This window comes from Lysinibacillus sp. FSL W7-1291, from assembly GCF_038593415.1.
GTDB classification, from domain to species: Bacteria; Bacillota; Bacilli; order Bacillales_A; family Planococcaceae; genus Lysinibacillus; species Lysinibacillus fusiformis_D.
The window spans coordinates 4,241,255-4,258,931 of record NZ_CP151994.1; the positions used below are offsets into that span (position 1 = coordinate 4,241,255).

Sequence of the window (17,677 nt, forward strand, 5' to 3'; positions counted from 1 at the left end):
TTATATACCTTACGAAAGGTGGTTTTGTATGTACTATGCACAAGTCAATCAACAAGTACCCCATCTATCACGCGTTATTACGGTAACTGGCAATGGCCAGGTAATGGCTACTCCAAGCTCTGTACAAATACAAATAGAAGTCCAAACACAAGGCAATAATGTACAAGGCCCTCAGCAGGAAAATGCAAGGATCATGAATCAAGTCATTCAGTCACTAGTAGCCCTCGGTATTCCAAGAGAACAAATACAAACAGCTAGTTATACAGTTACACCACAGTATCATTTTGAGGATGGCAAACAAATTTTTAATGGCTATGAAGTGGTCAATGCCATTACCGTCAATGTATCAAACATCGATAATTTGGGCTTAGTCATTGATACAGCCATAGAAAATGGAGCAAATCGTATTGCCAACATTCAGTTCAAATTGGACCATATAGACGCTTACTATCAGCAAGCATTAAATTTTGCTCTTCAGAATGCACAGTTGAAGGCGAAAACAATAGCAGAAACCATGCATCTTCCTTTACAGCCACTCCCTATAGAAATTGTGGAAGAGCAAGCTAACACACCGATCCTTTACCGCTCTATGGCTGTTTCCTCAGGAGTTACGCCTATAGAACAGGGACAAATTGCTATTGATGCTACTGTCCGCGTAAAATTCCAATACTAAAGACAGGCGCCTTCCACTAATTGATTAGTAGAAGGCTCTCATTTATTTTACAAGTGTATTTTTTTCAATAAGGATTTCATCATCCTCTGTTTTAATAACCATATCAAAATGTTGGCAATATGGATGCATAAATAATTCATATTGAATACGTCGTTCATCATGTGATTGTTTTAAATAATTTATATCTGTCCCTCTATCAAGTACATCACGATCTGATCTTCGCTTAAGCTCTGTAGCCCCATCTGTATAAAAATAAATTTTGAAATCCAATAACTCTGGATCTATAAATGCTACACTCATTCCTTCTACTATCGTGATCTGTTTTTTTGAAGAAATTAATGTGCTTTTCATATAATGTGTACCGATTGTCAATAAATCCAGCCCTGCTCTTATCATCTGAACATCTCTTTCCAATGAAGGAAGGTGATGGGCAGCGGGATGACAAGCGGTCATTTTAAAACGATGATTTACATTTTGATATGTATAATTAATCATTGTCTGTTTGCGAATATCTGAACTAACAATATAAGGATCAGTATTCAAATAATTCACTTCAGCTTGATTTAAAACTTTTAAAAGCTTTTCAGCAAATGTTGTTTTTCCTGCAGCTCCATGACCTGAAATGCCAATAATAATCCTTTTATCAGCAAATCTGATCGATTCCAATATTTCTTGAAAAATCTTCTCCATAGTATTGTTGTCCTCCCTAATTAAAAAGGTATGATGGAAAATTTGCACCATACTCGCTGTACTTTAAAAATAATAACAAACAGTTACAATACATAGAAGTTCATTTTCCAAATTTTTATGCGTTAACTCCATATCATTTCTAGCTTCGATCTAATAAAAACAATTTGACAGGTTGTCAGTCAATAATTATAATAAAAGCATCTTAATTGATATTGATTATCATTTAAGATGCTTTCACTCAATAATTAAATTTAACTTTCACAGTTTGTCTTAGGAGGGATAAATCAAATTTTCCATGAGGGACTCCGAATAAATGTTCGAACGTAGATTGAATGGCTTTAATTCTAGCAATACGTTCATCTTTATTCCATTTAAATAACGATGAATCTACCCAATGGTGGATTGTCGATAGGAAAAATTCTGCCACTAGCGTTGGATTTTCAATGTGAAAGAGCCCCTCTTTATTGCCTTGTATATTTAAATCTGTTAGCAGTGGCGTAAACTGACAAATGGTTTGTACATGTAATATTTGACGCAGAGTAGCATTACTATCATGTTGTAAATATTTAAAGATTTCGACATGGCCTGTTGGATCATCAAGCTCATAAACAAAAATCCATGCAATTTTCTCATACGCCGTAAGTGTCTCATTATAGATGACTTCTGTAAATTCTTGCTTTATTCCTTTAAGTTGCCTATCAATTAATGCATTTGCCAATGCTTCTTTGGATTTAAAGTAATAGTACAGCGTTCCCTGTGCTACTCCCATCCTTTTAGTTATATCAGTAGTTGAGGTTTTTTCATAACCTTTTTCACTAAAAAGAGACTCTGCTGTATCTAAAATCTCATTTCGTCGTTCTGATGCACTTTTTGTTACTCTAATCATTTTCTGAACTACCCCCTTTTTTCATTTAAGCATTTGACTAATAACTAGTCAAATGATCAGAGTGAGAAGAAATATTGTGAAACATTATTGAGTGACTGTCAGTCAAATACTAATTTTTAGGAGGATTTAAATGTTAAAAAAAACCCTTTCTCTATTAGGTTTCACACTTATATTGCTGATTTTAGGTTGTGCACAATCACAGGAAACTATTTCTGAGAAAAAAGACAATACAACTATTAATGGAAACTATCCATTAACACTAGATACCTACACTTATGAAGGACAGAAAATCTCTCAGACTATCCCCAATGCTCCCGAGAAAGTGATGGTCATCGGTTCAGCTGTCGCAGAGTTAATAGTTAAGTTTGGACAGCAAGAAAAAGTCGTTGGATTTGCATATAGTGATTTAACAAATTCAGACTACAAAGATGACATTGACAAACTACCTTTAGTTAGTGAAATGTGGCCAGCTAAGGAGGCTATCATGGCTCTAGAACCTGATTTAATCTACTCTATTGCTTCTGCATTTAGAGAAGAATTAATTGGAAGTATCCCTTCTTGGAACAACCGTGGACTGCCTGTTGTTTCTTCCACCAACTTTACAATAGGACGTAGCATAGATATTTACTTTGAGGAAATTCAAACATTTGGGAAGGTTTTTAATATAGAAGATAAAACGAACAAATATCTAACTGAACAACAAACACGCATAGATGCCATTACTTCTAAAGTTAAGGATTCTAAAGAAAAGCCTACTGTCCTATTGATAAGTGGCGCTAGAGGTAAGTATTTCTACTTCTCACCAAAATGGGCCATGATTGACGAGATGATTGAAGGTGCAGGCGCTACATATTTAGAACTTTCGAAAGAAGACTATATTGAGCTTTCAACAGAGGCAATTATTGCAGCAAATCCAGATAAAATTATCATCACAGAATTCCAAGAGCCTGATCAAGAAAAAACAAAAAATAATTTAATGAATGATAAAAAGCTTCGAACTGTAAAAGCCATTCAAAATAATGAAGTTATGGCCGTAGAATATACAGGAGCTATAAATGGTGGTATTGAGATTGCTGATTTATATGAGGAAGTAGCTGCATTTATCAACCCTGAAATAGTTAATGGAGTGAAAAAAAATGCTCAAAAGTAAATTTTCTTTTTTTACCCTACTTCTATTTTTGATAGTGCTAGTTTTCATTTCTATAATTGCTTCTGTTTCCATAGGACAAGTCAGTATACCATTTCTTGATTCTTGCAAAATTGTTTTATATCAAATTACAGGAATAAACATAGGTCATATAGATACAACTATTTCTAACATGACACTTGAAATCATATGGCAAATTCGTTTTCCCAGAGTTTTATTAGCACTATTCGTCGGGAGTGGTTTGGCACTTTGCGGTAGTGTGATGCAAGCAACCATTCAGAATCCACTTGCAGATCCTTATTTACTTGGTATCTCCTCAGGTGCTTCACTAGGTGCAACATTCTCTATCATATTAGGGTATCAGCTCAGCCTTTTTGGAGAATCAAATTTAATGATTTGGGCGTTTCTAGGTGCGTTATTGGCAACATTTCTAGTATTGCTGCTATCAAGTATTGGGGAAAAAATGTCTGTTATTAAACTTATTCTAGCCGGAACTGTTGTCAATGCACTATTTACAGCTCTATCTAATCTATTTATATATTTTGCTAAAGATGCGGAAGGTGTACGTTCAGTATCATTTTGGACAATGGGGAGTTTGTCCACTGCTGATTGGGATGACCTGCCTTTAATCGCTACTACTATTATTATTATAGCTGTATTTTTCCTCTCCCAATGGCGCATTATGAATGCAATGCTTATGGGAGATGATGCTGCTATGACATTAGGTATTAATATAAATACTTATCGGAAAGTATTTTTAGTTATTTCTGCCGCTTTGACAGGCATTATAGTTTCAACATGTGGAATCATTGGCTTTGTTGGGCTTATCATTCCACATATTGTACGCATCTTTACAGGGTCAAATCATCAACAACTACTACCTATTGTTATTTTAGTAGGGGCTATCTTTTTAATCTGGACAGATTTATTAGCAAGGTCAATCATTCCTAACAGCGAATTACCAATTGGCATCGTAACCTCATTATTAGGTGCCCCAGTATTTATGCACATGTTAATAAAAAAGAAATATGGTTTTGGGGGTAACTAATATGGAATTAGATGTAGAAAATGTTTCATTCGCAGTATCAGATGTTGAAATTATCAAAAGTATTTCGCTAAAGGTGAAAGAAGGACAATTTGTTGGCATTATTGGACCGAATGGTTGTGGAAAATCAACACTATTAAAAAACATTTATAAAGTCATAAAACCCACTAGTGGCAAGATTTTTTTAGATGATATAGATATTGTTAAATCCTCTGCCAAAGAAATCGCGAAAAAAATGGGGGTTGTTGGACAATTTAACAACTCGAATTTTGACTTTACTGTACGTGATATGGTGATGATGGGAAGAACACCACATAAAAGAATGTTAGAATCAGATACAAAAAATGATATTGAACTTGTGGATAACATATTACGAAAAGTAAACTTAGAGCATTATGCTTCAAAACATTTCTCTTATCTTTCTGGTGGTGAAAAGCAACGTGTCATTCTCGCACGTGCCTTAGCTCAAGAACCACAGTTTTTAATTTTAGATGAACCTACAAATCATCTGGATATTAAATATCAAATTCAAATTTTATCACTAGTGCAATCATTACAGATTGGTACACTAGCCGCATTGCATGATCTATCTATTGCTGCTATGTATTGTGAATATTTATATGTACTAAAAAATGGTCGCATACTAACACATGGCAAGCCTGAGAAGCTACTAACACCTTCATTAGTAAAAGAGGTTTATGAAGTTGACTGTTGTATCTATCAAAATAATGATACGAATAATATAGTCGTTGCGTATCATCCAGCTTTACCTAATCACTAAAGCTATTTTTGACTGACAACCAATCAATATAAGGAGGAGTATCTATGAATCCAATTTCATCAGAAAAATCAAGTACGTTCTATTCATATAGATGGTTGGCATTAGCGGTGATATTACTTCCAACATTATTAATCTCCTTAAATACTTACATGATACAAATTGCATTACCTTCCATTCAAAACGACTTGCATATATCCTTTTCTCACGCTCAATTACTATTTTCAGGATATTCGGTTGGGCTTGCAACTGCTCTAATAATTGGAGGTAAACTAGGCGATATTTACGGTAGAAAAAAAATATTATGGATTGGCGTATTGTTCTTTACCCTTACTGCTTTCTTAGGAGGAATACTTTCAAGCCCATTGTTATTAGTTGGGATTCGATTTGTTCAAGGCTTAGCCGCAGCCCTTATTCAGCCTCAAGTTTTATCAACAATCCAGGAAATTTTTCCGCCTAGAGAAAAAAATTTAGCTTTCGGCTTGTATGGTGCTGTCATTGGAGTAGCCTTTACCTTTGGCTTAATATTAGGGGGATTATTAGTTCAATGGAATATATTTAACGGCGGTTGGCGAACTGTATTTTTTTTCAATGTTCCAATTGGCATGCTAGTACTCCTTTTGCTCCCTTTTATACCGGAGTCAACGGATAAGAAATCCAATCATATTGATTGGATGGGTTCAATTTTATTAATGGTTAGTATATTTCTACTTATTTATCCTTTATCCGAAGTCCAACAACAAGGATGGCAAACATGGATTTTTAGCTGTCTACTGCTTTCATTTGTTGTACTTATTCTGTTCATTTATCTTGAGCGATTTAAGCAAAAACTTCAACAATCACCTCTCGTAGACCTAAGTTTATTTAAGCATCGCCCTTTTGTATTTGGCATTTGTTCTGTGCTAGCTATTTACTTAAGTATGTTTGCCTTTTTCTTTATCCTTAGTTACTTTTTACAATATGGCCTAAAGTATGATACAGGAGAAACGAGTTTAGTTTTTCTACCAATAGGAATTGGATTTTTTGTAACGTCTATTATTTCTTCAAAAATTATTAATAAGTATGGTTTTATTGCTTTAAAAATGGGTGCATTATGTATGAGTATGTGTACTTTTTTACTTGTCTTCTTTTTATGGATGGAGCAATATAATTTACTCAGAACTGATGCAATAATCCTTTTATTCGTCTATGGCCTTGGACTTGGTCTTGCTACAACACCTTTAGCAAATGCCATATTGGGTAACATTCCAAAGATTCATATGGGGGTTGCTGCTGGTCTATTTACAACCTTTATGTACTTAGCAAATTCCTTAGCAGTCGCAGGTATTAGTATACTATTTTCTTATTATTTAGGAACAAGTTTAGAGAGCGCTTCTTTGTTAAATTATATACATGCTTTTACTATAAGTTTAATTGTCATTGGACTGTTTTCTATGATAGCCTATATGATTTTGTCACTTTATCATAAAATGATTTTAAGAATAAAAATAAAGCAACAATAAATTACTATTTTGATTTATAGATTTTTCAAATAATGTATGACAAGCTCTTCATTATTTCGAGCTTGTCTACAGTCTGAAATCACCTCGTACACTATCGAGGTGATTTTTTATAACCAACGTTCACTTCTTGTTTCTTTTCGACAACAAAAGAGCACAAAGAATAATACATATCCCTATGAAATGTTTGATTAATAACGGTTCTTTCAATATCAAATATCCAAGTAGAACACCTACTACAGGAACGATATAATTACTAAAAGAGGCAAATAAAGCACCCTCACTTTTAATTAAAAGATTATAAAGCATATACACAATCCCTGCGTGGAAAATGCCTAATATAACAATGGAGACGACCTGAATCCCATTTATGCTTAATCGTAATGGTTGTTCAAGGATAAATGCCATTGGTAATAAAATCACAGTGGCAATTCCTAAAACATTTCTCATATGAACGATTGGTGAACCACCCTCTAACTTCTCCATTAAAATTAACGAAAATGCAAAGCTCAGTGCTGCTAATAGTAGCAGCACATTCCCTAATACTGTCCCTGAACCACTCACCCCTTGTATTGGCCAAGAAAGAATGATGATCCCCAAAAAGCCTAATAGAATGCTAATCGTTTGAAACGAACTAACTTTTTTATTAAAGAAAAAAACAAAGAGAACTGACGTGATAATCGGGACCATTGCTATGAGCATAGACGCAATACTACTGGATACATATTTTTGACCTTGCGCAATGAGGACGAAGGGAATCACTACTTCAAAAATGGCAATCCCAATGTATAATTTACTATTTGCTAAGTAGTTTTCTTTTTTCAAAAATAAGCTCATAATACTTAAGCAGATTGCACCGATTAAAGCTTTTAACAAAGATAAAGTGACAGCTCCCACATCATTCGTAACTAATGCTACGAAGAAAAACTGAGAGCCCCATATACAACTTATTAATAGCAAAAGGCTGTATTTTCTCATTACACTACCTGCCTCTGCCCAAAATAATTTGTTCCTATGACGCCAATAATGATGATGATTCCACCAATAAAGTGATAAAGGTGAAAGACTTCCTGTAAAAACAAAACGCCTGCAAGTATTGTAATGAGCGTAGCAAAGTTACTAAAAACACTCATTTTAGAAGCCTCTAATTTAGATAACGCATAATTGGATAAATAGGACGTACCGAGCGAGGATAATAGCCCTAAATATAAAATCGCGATGACAAAATCAACATGTGTTAATGGCTGAAAAAATTCATCGATTGTACCATTCATCAGATGATTTCCAAGAGCCACCCCATTAAAAATGACAAATCCACATAATGTCATCACATACGTTAAAATCAGTAATGAATATTGCTTTGTAAGCCTTCGTGCAAACACGTTATAAAGCGACGCAGCAAGGGCTGAAAGTAAAATAAGTCCACTGCCGATGACATTTCCTGTAGTTGCATTGGCCCCATTCATAATTAGCATGTAGATAACTCCAAGTACAGATAAACTAATGAAGACGAGCTGTCCACGAGTAGCTTTTTCCTTTAATAATAAACCTGCTAGTGCTAATGTAAAAATAGGAATCGTTGCTTGAATAATTCCAGCTTCTGAAGAGGAAATTTTAGCAAGCCCAAGCACTTGAAAAGTGAAAAAAACAATGGGATACAATATGGCTAACGGTAAAATTTTTAGTAAATCATATTTTTTTATTGTTAGCTTATTTTTCGTAAATACCATTAAAATAACAATACCGATGAAGGCAAACGTAAAGCGATGGGCTAAAATATCAGTTGGACTCGCCACCGTTAATGTAACTTTCACAAACATGAATGAAAGGCCAATGATAAATGCATACGAAATCGCTGCTATATAGGCTTTTCTTTTTTCTGACATACGATAATGCTCCTTCTCAAATCATTCCGGCCGGTATAGTTATCGTATTAAAAAGAGAACCTATAGACGATATGAAAAAAACACATCTGTACCGATACAGATGTGCTGGAGGCTGTCTATGCTTAAATATGAATGGATTTATTCTCAGCTGCTGACTCAAATACAAGCAGGTACTCTTCAATCAGGGGCAAAGCTACCTTCTATCCGCCAGTTATCACAGCAATTTTCCTGTAGTAAAAGTACTATTTTAACTGCTTTAAAAAAACTTGAGGATCAGCATCTTATCTATGTATTACCGAAAAGCGGCTACTATGTTGTTGACCATCAGTTACCCTTACAACCACAGGAAAGAGATCACATAGATTTTGCTACATCTTCACCCAGTTGGCATGCTTTCCCATATCAGGATTTTCAACATTGTATAAACAAAGCTATTGATACATACCAAACAGATCTATTTAGATATGGAACACCAAAAGGCTTACCATCTTTAATAACAGAAGCGAAAAAATTATTAGCAAACTATCAAGTATTCGCAAAAGAAGAAAATATTTTTATTACTTCTGGCGTCCAGCAATCCCTGACTTTGCTAAGTATTATGCCATTTCCAAATGGTCGTTCAACCATTTTAGTGGAACAACCTAGTTACCATTTATATATGGATTATTTAAAAACCTATGGAGTTTCGGCAATCGGCATCAAAAGAACAACGGATGGCATTGATTTACATGAATTAGAAAGCATTTTTAGTAAACATGACATAAAGTTTTTTTACACGATGCCACGTCTGCACAATCCTCTAGGTACTTCTTATAGTAAAAAGACAAAAGATCTAATCCGTAAACTTGCTTATCAATATAATGTTTACATTGTTGAAGATGATTATTTGGCAGATTTCGAGCAAAATTCGAAAATAGATCCCATTTATACAGATGATACACAGCAATATGTTATCTATTTAAAAAGCTTTTCTAAAATCATGTTTCCTGGCTTACGTATTGGACTTGCCGTTTTACCAGATGTCTTTACTGACACATTTCAGCAGTACAAAAATACCACTGATATTGATAGCTCCATGATTTCACAGGCTGCCTTAGAGCTTTACTTGAAAAGTGGTATGTTTGAACGTTATCAAAAGAAAGTCACCGAAGCTTATGCAAGCCGAGCGAATAGCCTTCAGCAATCCATAGCAACGCATTTAGCCCAATATCAGGCATCAATAGAAGTCTGTATGCATAGCCATATCGTTCTACCAAGACAGGTCAATACTCAAAAGCTTATTCAGCATTTGATGCAACACAAAATTTATCTAGATACGATTAACCGCAATTATTTAGATGCATTTGATCATGAGCGAATATTAAAGCTAAATGTGTCCAATGTGGAGGAATCTAAAATCAACGTTGGCATAAGGGAAATTGCATCAGCCCTTCAAAGTCCTAGTAATTACTTCTAAAGAAAAAAATTCATGAAACCTTATTGTAGCTCATATAATGAGACATCTTAAATTGCTTAATAAGGAGGATTCAATGCAATCTGAAAAATTGCGATTAAGGAAAATTCAGCGTCTTGCATATGAAATCATGGATGAGATGCACAAAGACAAAGACCGTACTGAATTACACAAACTCATTCCAATTATCGATAATTTATCTCGGGCCATTGGTGATTTAACAGATTCCGTTGGTAAATACTCGTTAGATTATGTGGAAGAAAAAGTGAGCAATGCACATGCACTTTTATTTAGTAAAGAAAAGGTGGATATTTTTTATTAATAAAGACAGGGAAAAAGGGTAACCATATACATGGCTACCCTTTTGGCATTAATGCGTTTCAGGTTCGAATGTTTTACAGTCTGTTTCCTCGCTGTTGGAAGCATGTTGTCCCTTTTGGCTGACAACATAAATTTTTTCGGCTGTACATTTGTTACCAGAATCCCAAAATGTGCAGTTATTGACTTCACAAAGAATTTCTTGTGCCATTGTCTCACACCTCCTCTTTGTTAGTTTTAACAAATTAGAGGTAAACAATACGTTGTTAAACAAAGTCAATCGATGATTACATTGCCTCCATTAAGCCATACTAAAGCCTAGATTAGCTGGATGGGTTGGTAAATGCTCCTGTGAAAGCATATTCGTTGTTGGAACTTTGTCATCTACCTCTTCAAATCGGAAACCATCTGCCCATACTTTCCCAGAACCAATTAATAACACACCAAAATAAATGGAGTCACCTTCTTCAGGTACGTCTAAGACAATAGAATAATGATTCCATTCAGTAGAACCTGTCACAGAACGCTGATCCATATTATCAAATTGAATAGTATCACCCGTACCATTGTCAATACGCATCCATGCACCACACTTTGTGGCATCTGCCGTCTTTAAATAGCAAGACATTTTCAAGCGCTTTCCTTTATAGTCAGTAGCCTGAAAGCCCTGCATCATCGTAGCAAATTGTCCCTGATTTGCTGATGCAGCTGTGGAATACAATACGCCTGAACGCTTCCCTGAATGAAACACCTTGTCATCTGTATGAAATTTATATAATTCTGGATTCGCTCCACTCAACATCCAACCTTTAACCTGTTCAACTGTTTCCATGTAATTTTCCTCCTCCAACATATTAAGTGATTGCATCAATTTTCGATATTTCCCTGGTGGTAATGCATAAACTTCTTTAAAGGCTCTTGTAAAAGCTTCTTGTGATTGAAACTGAAGTGTAAATGCAATGGTTAATATCGATACATTAGAGTACATCAAATAACTCGCAGCCATGGCTAGTCGACGTATACGAATATATTCACCAATCGTAATCCCCGTTTCCTGCTTAAAAATACGACTTAGATGGAACTTCGAGTAGCCAGCATTATTAGGAAGACGTTCAAGTGAAATTTCTTCCATCAATTGCTCCTCGATATAGGCAATCGTTCTTTGTGTTGCCTGACTATACTCCATGTTACTCACCTCATCTTTATTATATTGAAGAAGGAAAGAGATTTTTTGATGGAAGTTGCTAAATTTAACTTAATCAATTATTTTTGTTGGTGTTGCTTCTTGCACAACAATGAGACCATCATAAGCCTCTTCAGGTGTCATTTTAATGGTATACAGCATTTGTGTTAGCTTATACCACGGACGGAAATCATCACCGATATTGCCCATTCTTTGCTTTTGGGAAAGGATATCTGCCAGCTCCTTGGATTGTTTGGCAGTTTCAAAATCCACATAAAAGATGTTGCTATCGATGTCACTAAAAGCATCCACTAACACATTATGATGTTCAATTGAATATTCCTTTCGTTCACCAGAGCCGTTTTGTGCTTGAAATGTATTATTGACAAAGTCTGTGCCAATCGCAAAATAGTGTTCTTTATATTGCTCATTTAAGTATTGTCCCATTGATTGATAGCCTGCCATCGAAGCAGAGGTTTTCTCAATATGACCGTTATGAGCAGACATTAACACTTTATCATGCCCTTGCGTTGCTTCGTACTCCACAATCCATTGTAAATTTTCAGCCAAATATTCATCCCGTAAATTCATATAGTTTCCATCATTTACAAATAATTGCGTACGTTGCTTCATAATTTGTGCATATTGAGCAGCAAAGGAGAAGGCATCCTTTGATGATTTTTTCTCATATATCGCCTTGTTTGATTGTAAATCGTTGATGATTGTATCAATCGTTTTATCAAGCTCTATTAGCTGATTATTCGATAAATCTCTCATCGTTTTGTTGGAAACATGCTCTAGCTCAGTCGTAAATTTCTTAGCATTGTCAGCATGTACCTGTGCATAATAATCAAGCAATCCCTTTTTGCTATAATCATAGCGTTGCATATCATTTCCGTAAAAATAAATTTTATCTTGTTCATCGACTGTTAAGTTATAATCATGCATCCATTGAACAAGTTCAATCATTTGTTCTGTTTTATAAATGCCATAATCAAGAGCCTTTATAGCTTCCTCCGCCGTTCCAACACCGTTTAAAATAAATTGATTAATCTGCTGGGCTCCACCAAAATCTCCTTCTAAGACAAAAACATGGACATTTTCATTCTTAATCATCGCTTTAAATAGGTCTTTTTTTAATGTTTGAAATTCGATATTGCCATGTGTTGCTTCTCCAAACCCAATAATTTTTACATCATCAGGGATATTGATATCTTTTATTTCACTAGTATACTGCGAGACATCTTTTATAGACTCCCCCTGCCCACATCCAGCTAAAGCTACTAATAGCATTGATGCAGTTAAAAATCGGAAGCTTCGTTTCATTATTCTCATGTCAATTCTCCTTTAAGGTGTTAAATGGCTTTTCGTTGGAAATAGTAATATCCTCCGAGGAAAAATAGGATGAACCCACCACCTACTACTGTTAATAATTGCTCCCATGGCACAAAGAATACATCGTCTGTCTTGCCACCTATGTACATCATTGAAAAAGGCTGTGCCCAGGGATAATATGGACCAATTCGTTCAGAGTTCACCGCTAAAATTGATGGCAACGTAAATATGACATTGACAGCAAATGGAGCAGCAAAGCTTTTAAACATTATGGATAACCATAATTGAAGGGCCACTAAAGGCAATGTTGCTACCCATCCTCCAACAATACTTTTCCATACGATTCCCATTGGAAAAGGATCTGTATAGCCCTTCAGCATACCTACAGCAAAGATGGAGCCTAAATACAAGAGCTGCATCGCTAGAACAAGCAGCATAATTAACACATATTTTGCTACAAATACTTTCCCTCTCGTTACCGGTAATGCTAAAAGCTGCTTCCATCCGCCAGACTGATGTTCATATCTACAGATGAGACTCGCAAAAACGCCCGTAATAAGAGGTAAAAATAATAATGCGTATGTTAAATTCATTGAAAATAAGGCAATATACCATTCATTTATTTCCAGTCCCTGCATATTGTCCTCTAAATTTGCTGATAGTCCAATGAAAAGCCCAATCATGGGCCCCGCCAAAATAATAGGTACCATTTTTGATTTACGCAATTTAAACCATTCAGCTTGCAGTAAAGCGTTCATTATTTCACGTCCCTTCTTGCAAAATCGACCATGCCAGCAATATAGAGTAAAATACCAATCCCTACACCTAGCATGACATTGATTATCGGCTCATCCCAGTGGTTCATCAATGATGGCCATTTCCATATCATCCAGTCAGGTAGAACATAGGAGGAATAAGCAAATATCACCCCAAAAATGCCTACTGTAATAGGAATTCCTTGATTATGGCTTACACTCGCAATCCACAATTGAAGTGCCAAAATAGGCAATGCTGCAAGCGCAGGGAAGTAACTAAATTTAACTAACTCCATATAAGGAATAGATTCACCTAGATTTAAAAACAGCCCATAACTCAGCGTAAAAATCATGAGTAGTGTTGAAGACAAAAATAGTAGAATAGCTAACACAGTATATTTAGATAAATACACGGTTAATTTGGATACAGGTAATGCGATAAGCTGCTTCCAAGCGTTAGTCTCGTTTTCAATACTCGCCATGAAGGACGTTAAAATGGCAATGCCCAACACAATGGCAAGCGGTGTAAATGAATGAACATTTAGTAAATAATAGCCCCAATCATCTTCACTTTGCTGTAAGAGGTAATCCTTTCTTACTCCATAATTGACCATTTGTAGAGCGACAACACCTAAGGGACCTAAGAGCGTTAAAAACCATAATCCTTTGCGTTTGATTTTTAAAAAATCAGCAGTTAACAGCTTGCCCATCATATCGCCTGCTCTCCCATCGTCATTTGCAGGAATATATCTTCCAATGAGCGTTTCTCTTCCTCCACTCGGAATACTGAAATACCCTCCTGAACAAGAACATGGACAATATGAGCAACTTTTTCATCTGAGCATTCCTCTAATAAAATAACCCCATCTTGATAATCTGCTTTAATGCCATGGGCTAATAGAGAGCGCCATCCTTTTTCACCATTGTTCACTTTAAATAGAATCTTTGGTTGAGCAAACCTATGCATCGCCTCAATAGAATCTTGGAAAATCAATTTCCCCTTAGAAACAATCCCTACTTGAGTCGCCATTTGATCGATCTCTGATAATAAATGGCTGGAAATAATAATAGTCATGCCGTATTCCTTTGGTAGCCTTTTAATTAAATTACGAATTTCAATAATTCCTGAAGGATCCAGACCATTCGTTGGTTCATCTAAAATAAGTAATTCAGGATTATGCAGTAGAGAAGCAGCAATACCTAGACGTTGCTTCATCCCTAACGAAAAGCCCTTTACCTTTTTATTAGCAGCTTCCTTCAAACGGACAATTTCGAGAACTTCATCGATTCGAGATTTCGGTACACCTACTATTTTTCTTAGTGCCTCCAAATTCTCATATGCTGTTAAATGTGGGTAGTAGGAAGGATTCTCTACTAATGAACCTACATTGGCTAAGATTTGAATACGCTCCTTCGTAATGTCTTTTTGAAAAATTTTAATGGTACCTGTGGAAGGCTTCATTAAACCAAGAAGCATACGAATCGTAGTCGTTTTCCCTGCTCCATTTGGCCCTAAAAATCCGTATATTTCACCTTTTTGTATTTGTAAATTCATATTTGATACAGCTTGCTCTTTCCCAAAGTGTTTTGATAAGTTTTGTGTTTGTACGATATATTCCAATGTTCTCACCTCATTTACTATCATAAGAAGAAAAGGTTAAAAACAGGTATGGACCAAGTTTAAATTTTGTTTAAAAAACTTCTACTCTTTTTATAAGAGCCTTTCTTTTTCTGCTGCTATGCTTTCGATACAAAAAATTGTTGCATCAACATAAAAAAATCTGCGAGCTTTTACTTCCCAAGCTTCGCAGATTGAATCACATTTTTTATACTAATTTTTGTGCCCGAGTGATTGGAGTTTATGTCCCATTCTAAACCCATACCCTTTACCATTACATCAACAATGGATAAACCAATTCCTGCCCCCTTAGCATTCGATTCATTTTTCATCCCTTGACCATGGTCCTCAATCAGAAATGCTCTGTAGCTCTCCGTTGATTCCGTTGTCACCTTTATATATTTCCCACTGTTAGCGTGACGCAATACATTTTGGAATATGTTATCAAATATTCGTCCTAACCATAATGGATCAACACGCCATTCATTAGGTTCAAATGCTTGCAGTTCAATGTCGATCGTAAAACCTTCTCGCTCAAAAACTGGATACCAGGTTGTTAGATGTTCCCGCACAAACCGAATAACATTGATGTTTTTCGGTTCGAAATTATATTTACTTGCCATTAACAATGTATAGGACATTAGATTTTCGATTAAAGCATCAATATTCACTATCGATGTTTCCATTGCCTTCAAAGCTTGTTTGCCTTCCTCTGACAAGGTTTCTTTGCTAATCGTATAGGACTGGGCTCTTACTTTTGTTAACGGTGTCCGTAAATCATGTGATAAATTGGCAATCAGTTCCCGTCTTAGCTGTTCTTCCTTCTGTTGACGCTGTTTACTATCTCTCAGCTCGCAAACCATTCTGTTAAAGCTATGCTCTAATTGCCCAATTTCATCCCGCTTTTTCACATGAATCTCAATAGGTAGACCGTCTACATCACGTATCTCCATGGCCTCTTGGAGATGTAATAATCTTTTTCGGATTCCTTTGAAAAATAAAAGCGAAACGACAATAAAAAATAAAATAACGGCAATTACACCAAAAAGTAAGAAGCTACCATAGTTATCATAGACCTTAATAAGCGGTGGATTAAAGGCTTCCCTTGAAATCTCTAATACAATAAAGCCATTTGATACATCACCGCCTACGAAAGCCATAACAGTAAATGGATTACCTCCATAGCGTTCCTTTATAAATTGAGTTGTATAGGCTGGTGTCCATTTTGTTGGTAACTGCTCCTTCACATTGACAGAAGTCAGGAGATTGCCCTCTTCACTTACCCAAAACATAGAGGCTGTAGGATATTGCTCTTGCCATTTTTGAAAAAACTCGGCAACAGTATGATCTGAAGCTTGTTTTATGCTGTTGGCCTCTGTATGCCATTGCTCCTCGATTTCACTTTCCAGAAGAACATCACTTGAAAATTCTCCAGACGCTGTTTTTGTAATGCCTAACACGAAAATCGCAACACCCAGATAGGATATTTGCACAATTGATATGGCTAATAAAATAATTAGCATATATTTGGCTAATAGTGATCGGAAAAATTTCATAGTTTCACCCTATAGCCTATACCTCGAATTGTTTCGATAATCAGAGGCTTTGCAGGATTTACTTCAATCTTTTCTCTTAAGTAACGGATATGTACCATCAATGTTTTATCACCTTCTATATAACTCTCACCCCAAACACCCTCATAGAGTTGTTCCTTCGTTAAAATTTGATTGAGGTGACGTATAAAATACTGCAATAAATAAAATTGTTTACCAGTCAAAAGAATTTCTTCTTCATCCAATGTATTGATAATTCGCATATCTTTCGTATAAATTTTTAGGTGCTTCAATGCTAGGACATCATCATTTTTTTGATATCTTCTCAGTAATACTTCAAGCCTTGCTACTAGTTCATCGGGGTGGAATGGCTTTGTTACATAATCATCAGCGAAGTGGAGCCCTTCAATTTTATCCTCAATAGCCGTTCGAGCTGATAACATTAATATTGGTAAGTCCTTATTTTCTCGTTTAATTCTTTTGCCAATGGAGAAACCATCTAAGCCAGGTAGCATCACATCCAATATAGCAATATCCTTTGAGGCAATATGTTGCTCAAGATCTTCTCCAGACTCTAACCAGGTTACTTCATAGCCTCTTTCAGTTAATTCCTTACTGACCCATTGCCCTATTTCTTTTTCATCTTCTATGTACAATATACGAATCAATGGTCACCCTCCTTATTACTAATTAAAAATTATATTAAAATACCATATTTTGCATTATACATTTAATTAGAAATTAAAAACAATATAAATCCCATACATGGTTATTATAGGGTAAAATCTTATTAATTGTGGGAATAGGCAGGTATACATACAAAATCCTACTGCCCTGTGGATGAAAAGATTCTTTACT

General features: G+C 35.5%; 19 protein-coding genes. 7 read left to right on the forward strand and 12 right to left on the reverse strand.

From position 1 onward, the window contains the following. Positions 1–28: 28 nt before the first annotated feature. Entirely contained in the window at positions 29–673 is a 645-nt protein-coding gene (locus NST76_RS20625) for an SIMPL domain-containing protein (protein WP_058843880.1), read from the forward strand. 42 nt (positions 674–715) lie between these two features. On the opposite strand, the gene NST76_RS20630 is transcribed toward NST76_RS20625, so the two are convergent. Next, positions 716–1,363, reverse strand: coding sequence for a phosphoribulokinase (locus NST76_RS20630; RefSeq protein ID WP_036128684.1), 648 nt, complete (start codon positions 1,361–1,363; stop codon positions 716–718). A 238-nt stretch (positions 1,364–1,601) separates the two neighbouring features. After that, positions 1,602–2,249, reverse strand: a complete 648-nt coding sequence (locus tag NST76_RS20635; RefSeq protein WP_058843879.1) for a TetR/AcrR family transcriptional regulator — start codon at positions 2,247–2,249, stop codon at positions 1,602–1,604. A 130-nt stretch (positions 2,250–2,379) separates the two neighbouring features. On the opposite strand from NST76_RS20635, the gene NST76_RS20640 reads away from it, so the two are divergent. Genes NST76_RS20640 through NST76_RS20655 form a run of 4 tightly spaced genes read left to right on the forward strand, consistent with a single transcriptional unit; the run spans position 2,380 to position 6,721 of the window. After that, the gene (locus NST76_RS20640; protein ID WP_058843878.1) at positions 2,380–3,399 is read left to right on the forward strand and encodes an ABC transporter substrate-binding protein; all 1,020 of its coding nucleotides are present in this window, start codon (positions 2,380–2,382) and stop codon (positions 3,397–3,399) included. Further along, complete coding sequence (locus tag NST76_RS20645) at positions 3,386–4,444, forward strand: iron ABC transporter permease (RefSeq protein WP_036128690.1); 1,059 nt, start codon at positions 3,386–3,388, stop codon at positions 4,442–4,444. The genes NST76_RS20640 and NST76_RS20645 overlap by 14 nt, the downstream gene beginning before the upstream one ends. A 1-nt stretch (position 4,445) precedes the next feature. Beyond that, the gene (locus NST76_RS20650; RefSeq protein ID WP_058843877.1) at positions 4,446–5,222 is read left to right on the forward strand and encodes an ABC transporter ATP-binding protein; all 777 of its coding nucleotides are present in this window, start codon (positions 4,446–4,448) and stop codon (positions 5,220–5,222) included. 44 nt (positions 5,223–5,266) lie between these two features. Next, positions 5,267–6,721 (forward strand): MFS transporter, encoded by a 1,455-nt coding sequence (locus tag NST76_RS20655; RefSeq protein WP_342544414.1) that lies wholly within the window; start codon positions 5,267–5,269, stop codon positions 6,719–6,721. A 120-nt stretch (positions 6,722–6,841) separates the two neighbouring features. Here NST76_RS20655 and NST76_RS20660 read toward each other — a convergent pair whose 3' ends face one another. Both NST76_RS20660 and NST76_RS20665 read right to left on the reverse strand, forming a co-directional pair. After that, positions 6,842–7,696: a DMT family transporter gene (locus NST76_RS20660; protein WP_036128694.1), complete on the reverse strand. Its 855-nt coding sequence runs from the start codon at positions 7,694–7,696 to the stop codon at positions 6,842–6,844. Continuing rightward, the gene (locus NST76_RS20665; RefSeq protein ID WP_058843874.1) at positions 7,696–8,604 is read right to left on the reverse strand and encodes a DMT family transporter; all 909 of its coding nucleotides are present in this window, start codon (positions 8,602–8,604) and stop codon (positions 7,696–7,698) included. Before NST76_RS20665 ends, NST76_RS20660 begins: the two co-directional genes overlap by 1 nt. Positions 8,605–8,722: 118 nt before the next feature. Between NST76_RS20665 and NST76_RS20670 the strand changes: the two genes are divergently transcribed. Both NST76_RS20670 and NST76_RS20675 read left to right on the forward strand, forming a co-directional pair. After that, the gene (locus NST76_RS20670; protein ID WP_342544416.1) at positions 8,723–10,060 is read left to right on the forward strand and encodes a PLP-dependent aminotransferase family protein; all 1,338 of its coding nucleotides are present in this window, start codon (positions 8,723–8,725) and stop codon (positions 10,058–10,060) included. Positions 10,061–10,133: 73 nt separating this feature from the next. Continuing rightward, the gene (locus NST76_RS20675; protein WP_036128699.1) at positions 10,134–10,379 is read left to right on the forward strand and encodes a hypothetical protein; all 246 of its coding nucleotides are present in this window, start codon (positions 10,134–10,136) and stop codon (positions 10,377–10,379) included. 48 nt (positions 10,380–10,427) lie between these two features. Here the strand turns inward: NST76_RS20675 and NST76_RS20680 are convergent, their stop codons facing one another. The 8 genes from NST76_RS20680 to NST76_RS20715 all read right to left on the reverse strand — a co-directional run bounded on the left by NST76_RS20680 (position 10,428) and on the right by NST76_RS20715 (position 17,487). Beyond that, positions 10,428–10,586 carry a DUF1540 domain-containing protein gene (locus NST76_RS20680; RefSeq protein WP_004231699.1) on the reverse strand — a complete coding sequence of 53 codons (159 nt, stop codon included), beginning with the start codon at positions 10,584–10,586 and terminating at the stop codon, positions 10,428–10,430. 90 nt (positions 10,587–10,676) lie between these two features. Continuing rightward, positions 10,677–11,561 (reverse strand): AraC family transcriptional regulator, encoded by an 885-nt coding sequence (locus NST76_RS20685; protein WP_342544417.1) that lies wholly within the window; start codon positions 11,559–11,561, stop codon positions 10,677–10,679. A 69-nt stretch (positions 11,562–11,630) separates the two neighbouring features. Next, the gene (locus NST76_RS20690) at positions 11,631–12,893 is read right to left on the reverse strand and encodes an erythromycin esterase family protein (protein WP_231745009.1); all 1,263 of its coding nucleotides are present in this window, start codon (positions 12,891–12,893) and stop codon (positions 11,631–11,633) included. 20 nt (positions 12,894–12,913) lie between these two features. Next, complete coding sequence (locus NST76_RS20695; RefSeq protein ID WP_089933701.1) at positions 12,914–13,651, reverse strand: ABC transporter permease; 738 nt, start codon at positions 13,649–13,651, stop codon at positions 12,914–12,916. Next, entirely contained in the window at positions 13,651–14,361 is a 711-nt protein-coding gene (locus tag NST76_RS20700; protein WP_036128706.1) for an ABC transporter permease, read from the reverse strand. The genes NST76_RS20695 and NST76_RS20700 overlap by 1 nt, the downstream gene beginning before the upstream one ends. Further along, a complete protein-coding gene (locus NST76_RS20705; RefSeq protein ID WP_342544418.1) occupies positions 14,358–15,269 on the reverse strand; it encodes an ABC transporter ATP-binding protein in 912 nt (303 codons plus the stop codon). The genes NST76_RS20700 and NST76_RS20705 overlap by 4 nt, the downstream gene beginning before the upstream one ends. A 170-nt stretch (positions 15,270–15,439) precedes the next feature. Beyond that, positions 15,440–16,822: a HAMP domain-containing sensor histidine kinase gene (locus NST76_RS20710; protein WP_342535164.1), complete on the reverse strand. Its 1,383-nt coding sequence runs from the start codon at positions 16,820–16,822 to the stop codon at positions 15,440–15,442. After that, positions 16,819–17,487, reverse strand: coding sequence for a response regulator transcription factor (locus tag NST76_RS20715; RefSeq protein WP_036128711.1), 669 nt, complete (start codon positions 17,485–17,487; stop codon positions 16,819–16,821). The genes NST76_RS20710 and NST76_RS20715 overlap by 4 nt, the downstream gene beginning before the upstream one ends. Between the last annotated feature and the right edge of the window lie 190 nt (positions 17,488–17,677).

Coding starts and splice junctions, on each gene's coding strand:
- NST76_RS20685 (WP_342544417.1), bottom strand. CDS start 11,561: ATGGAGTATAGTCAGGCAACACAAAGAACGATTGCCTATATCGAGGAG.
- NST76_RS20645 (WP_036128690.1), top strand. CDS start 3,386: ATGCTCAAAAGTAAATTTTCTTTTTTTACCCTACTTCTATTTTTGATA.
- NST76_RS20655 (WP_342544414.1), top strand. CDS start 5,267: ATGAATCCAATTTCATCAGAAAAATCAAGTACGTTCTATTCATATAGA.
- NST76_RS20635 (WP_058843879.1), bottom strand. CDS start 2,249: ATGATTAGAGTAACAAAAAGTGCATCAGAACGACGAAATGAGATTTTA.
- NST76_RS20660 (WP_036128694.1), bottom strand. CDS start 7,696: ATGAGAAAATACAGCCTTTTGCTATTAATAAGTTGTATATGGGGCTCT.
- NST76_RS20650 (WP_058843877.1), top strand. CDS start 4,446: ATGGAATTAGATGTAGAAAATGTTTCATTCGCAGTATCAGATGTTGAA.
- NST76_RS20690 (WP_231745009.1), bottom strand. CDS start 12,893: ATGAGAATAATGAAACGAAGCTTCCGATTTTTAACTGCATCAATGCTA.
- NST76_RS20675 (WP_036128699.1), top strand. CDS start 10,134: ATGCAATCTGAAAAATTGCGATTAAGGAAAATTCAGCGTCTTGCATAT.
- NST76_RS20665 (WP_058843874.1), bottom strand. CDS start 8,604: ATGTCAGAAAAAAGAAAAGCCTATATAGCAGCGATTTCGTATGCATTT.
- NST76_RS20680 (WP_004231699.1), bottom strand. CDS start 10,586: ATGGCACAAGAAATTCTTTGTGAAGTCAATAACTGCACATTTTGGGAT.
- NST76_RS20625 (WP_058843880.1), top strand. CDS start 29: ATGTACTATGCACAAGTCAATCAACAAGTACCCCATCTATCACGCGTT.
- NST76_RS20640 (WP_058843878.1), top strand. CDS start 2,380: ATGTTAAAAAAAACCCTTTCTCTATTAGGTTTCACACTTATATTGCTG.
- NST76_RS20670 (WP_342544416.1), top strand. CDS start 8,723: ATGCTTAAATATGAATGGATTTATTCTCAGCTGCTGACTCAAATACAA.
- NST76_RS20695 (WP_089933701.1), bottom strand. CDS start 13,651: ATGAACGCTTTACTGCAAGCTGAATGGTTTAAATTGCGTAAATCAAAA.
- NST76_RS20700 (WP_036128706.1), bottom strand. CDS start 14,361: ATGATGGGCAAGCTGTTAACTGCTGATTTTTTAAAAATCAAACGCAAA.
- NST76_RS20630 (WP_036128684.1), bottom strand. CDS start 1,363: ATGGAGAAGATTTTTCAAGAAATATTGGAATCGATCAGATTTGCTGAT.
- NST76_RS20710 (WP_342535164.1), bottom strand. CDS start 16,822: ATGAAATTTTTCCGATCACTATTAGCCAAATATATGCTAATTATTTTA.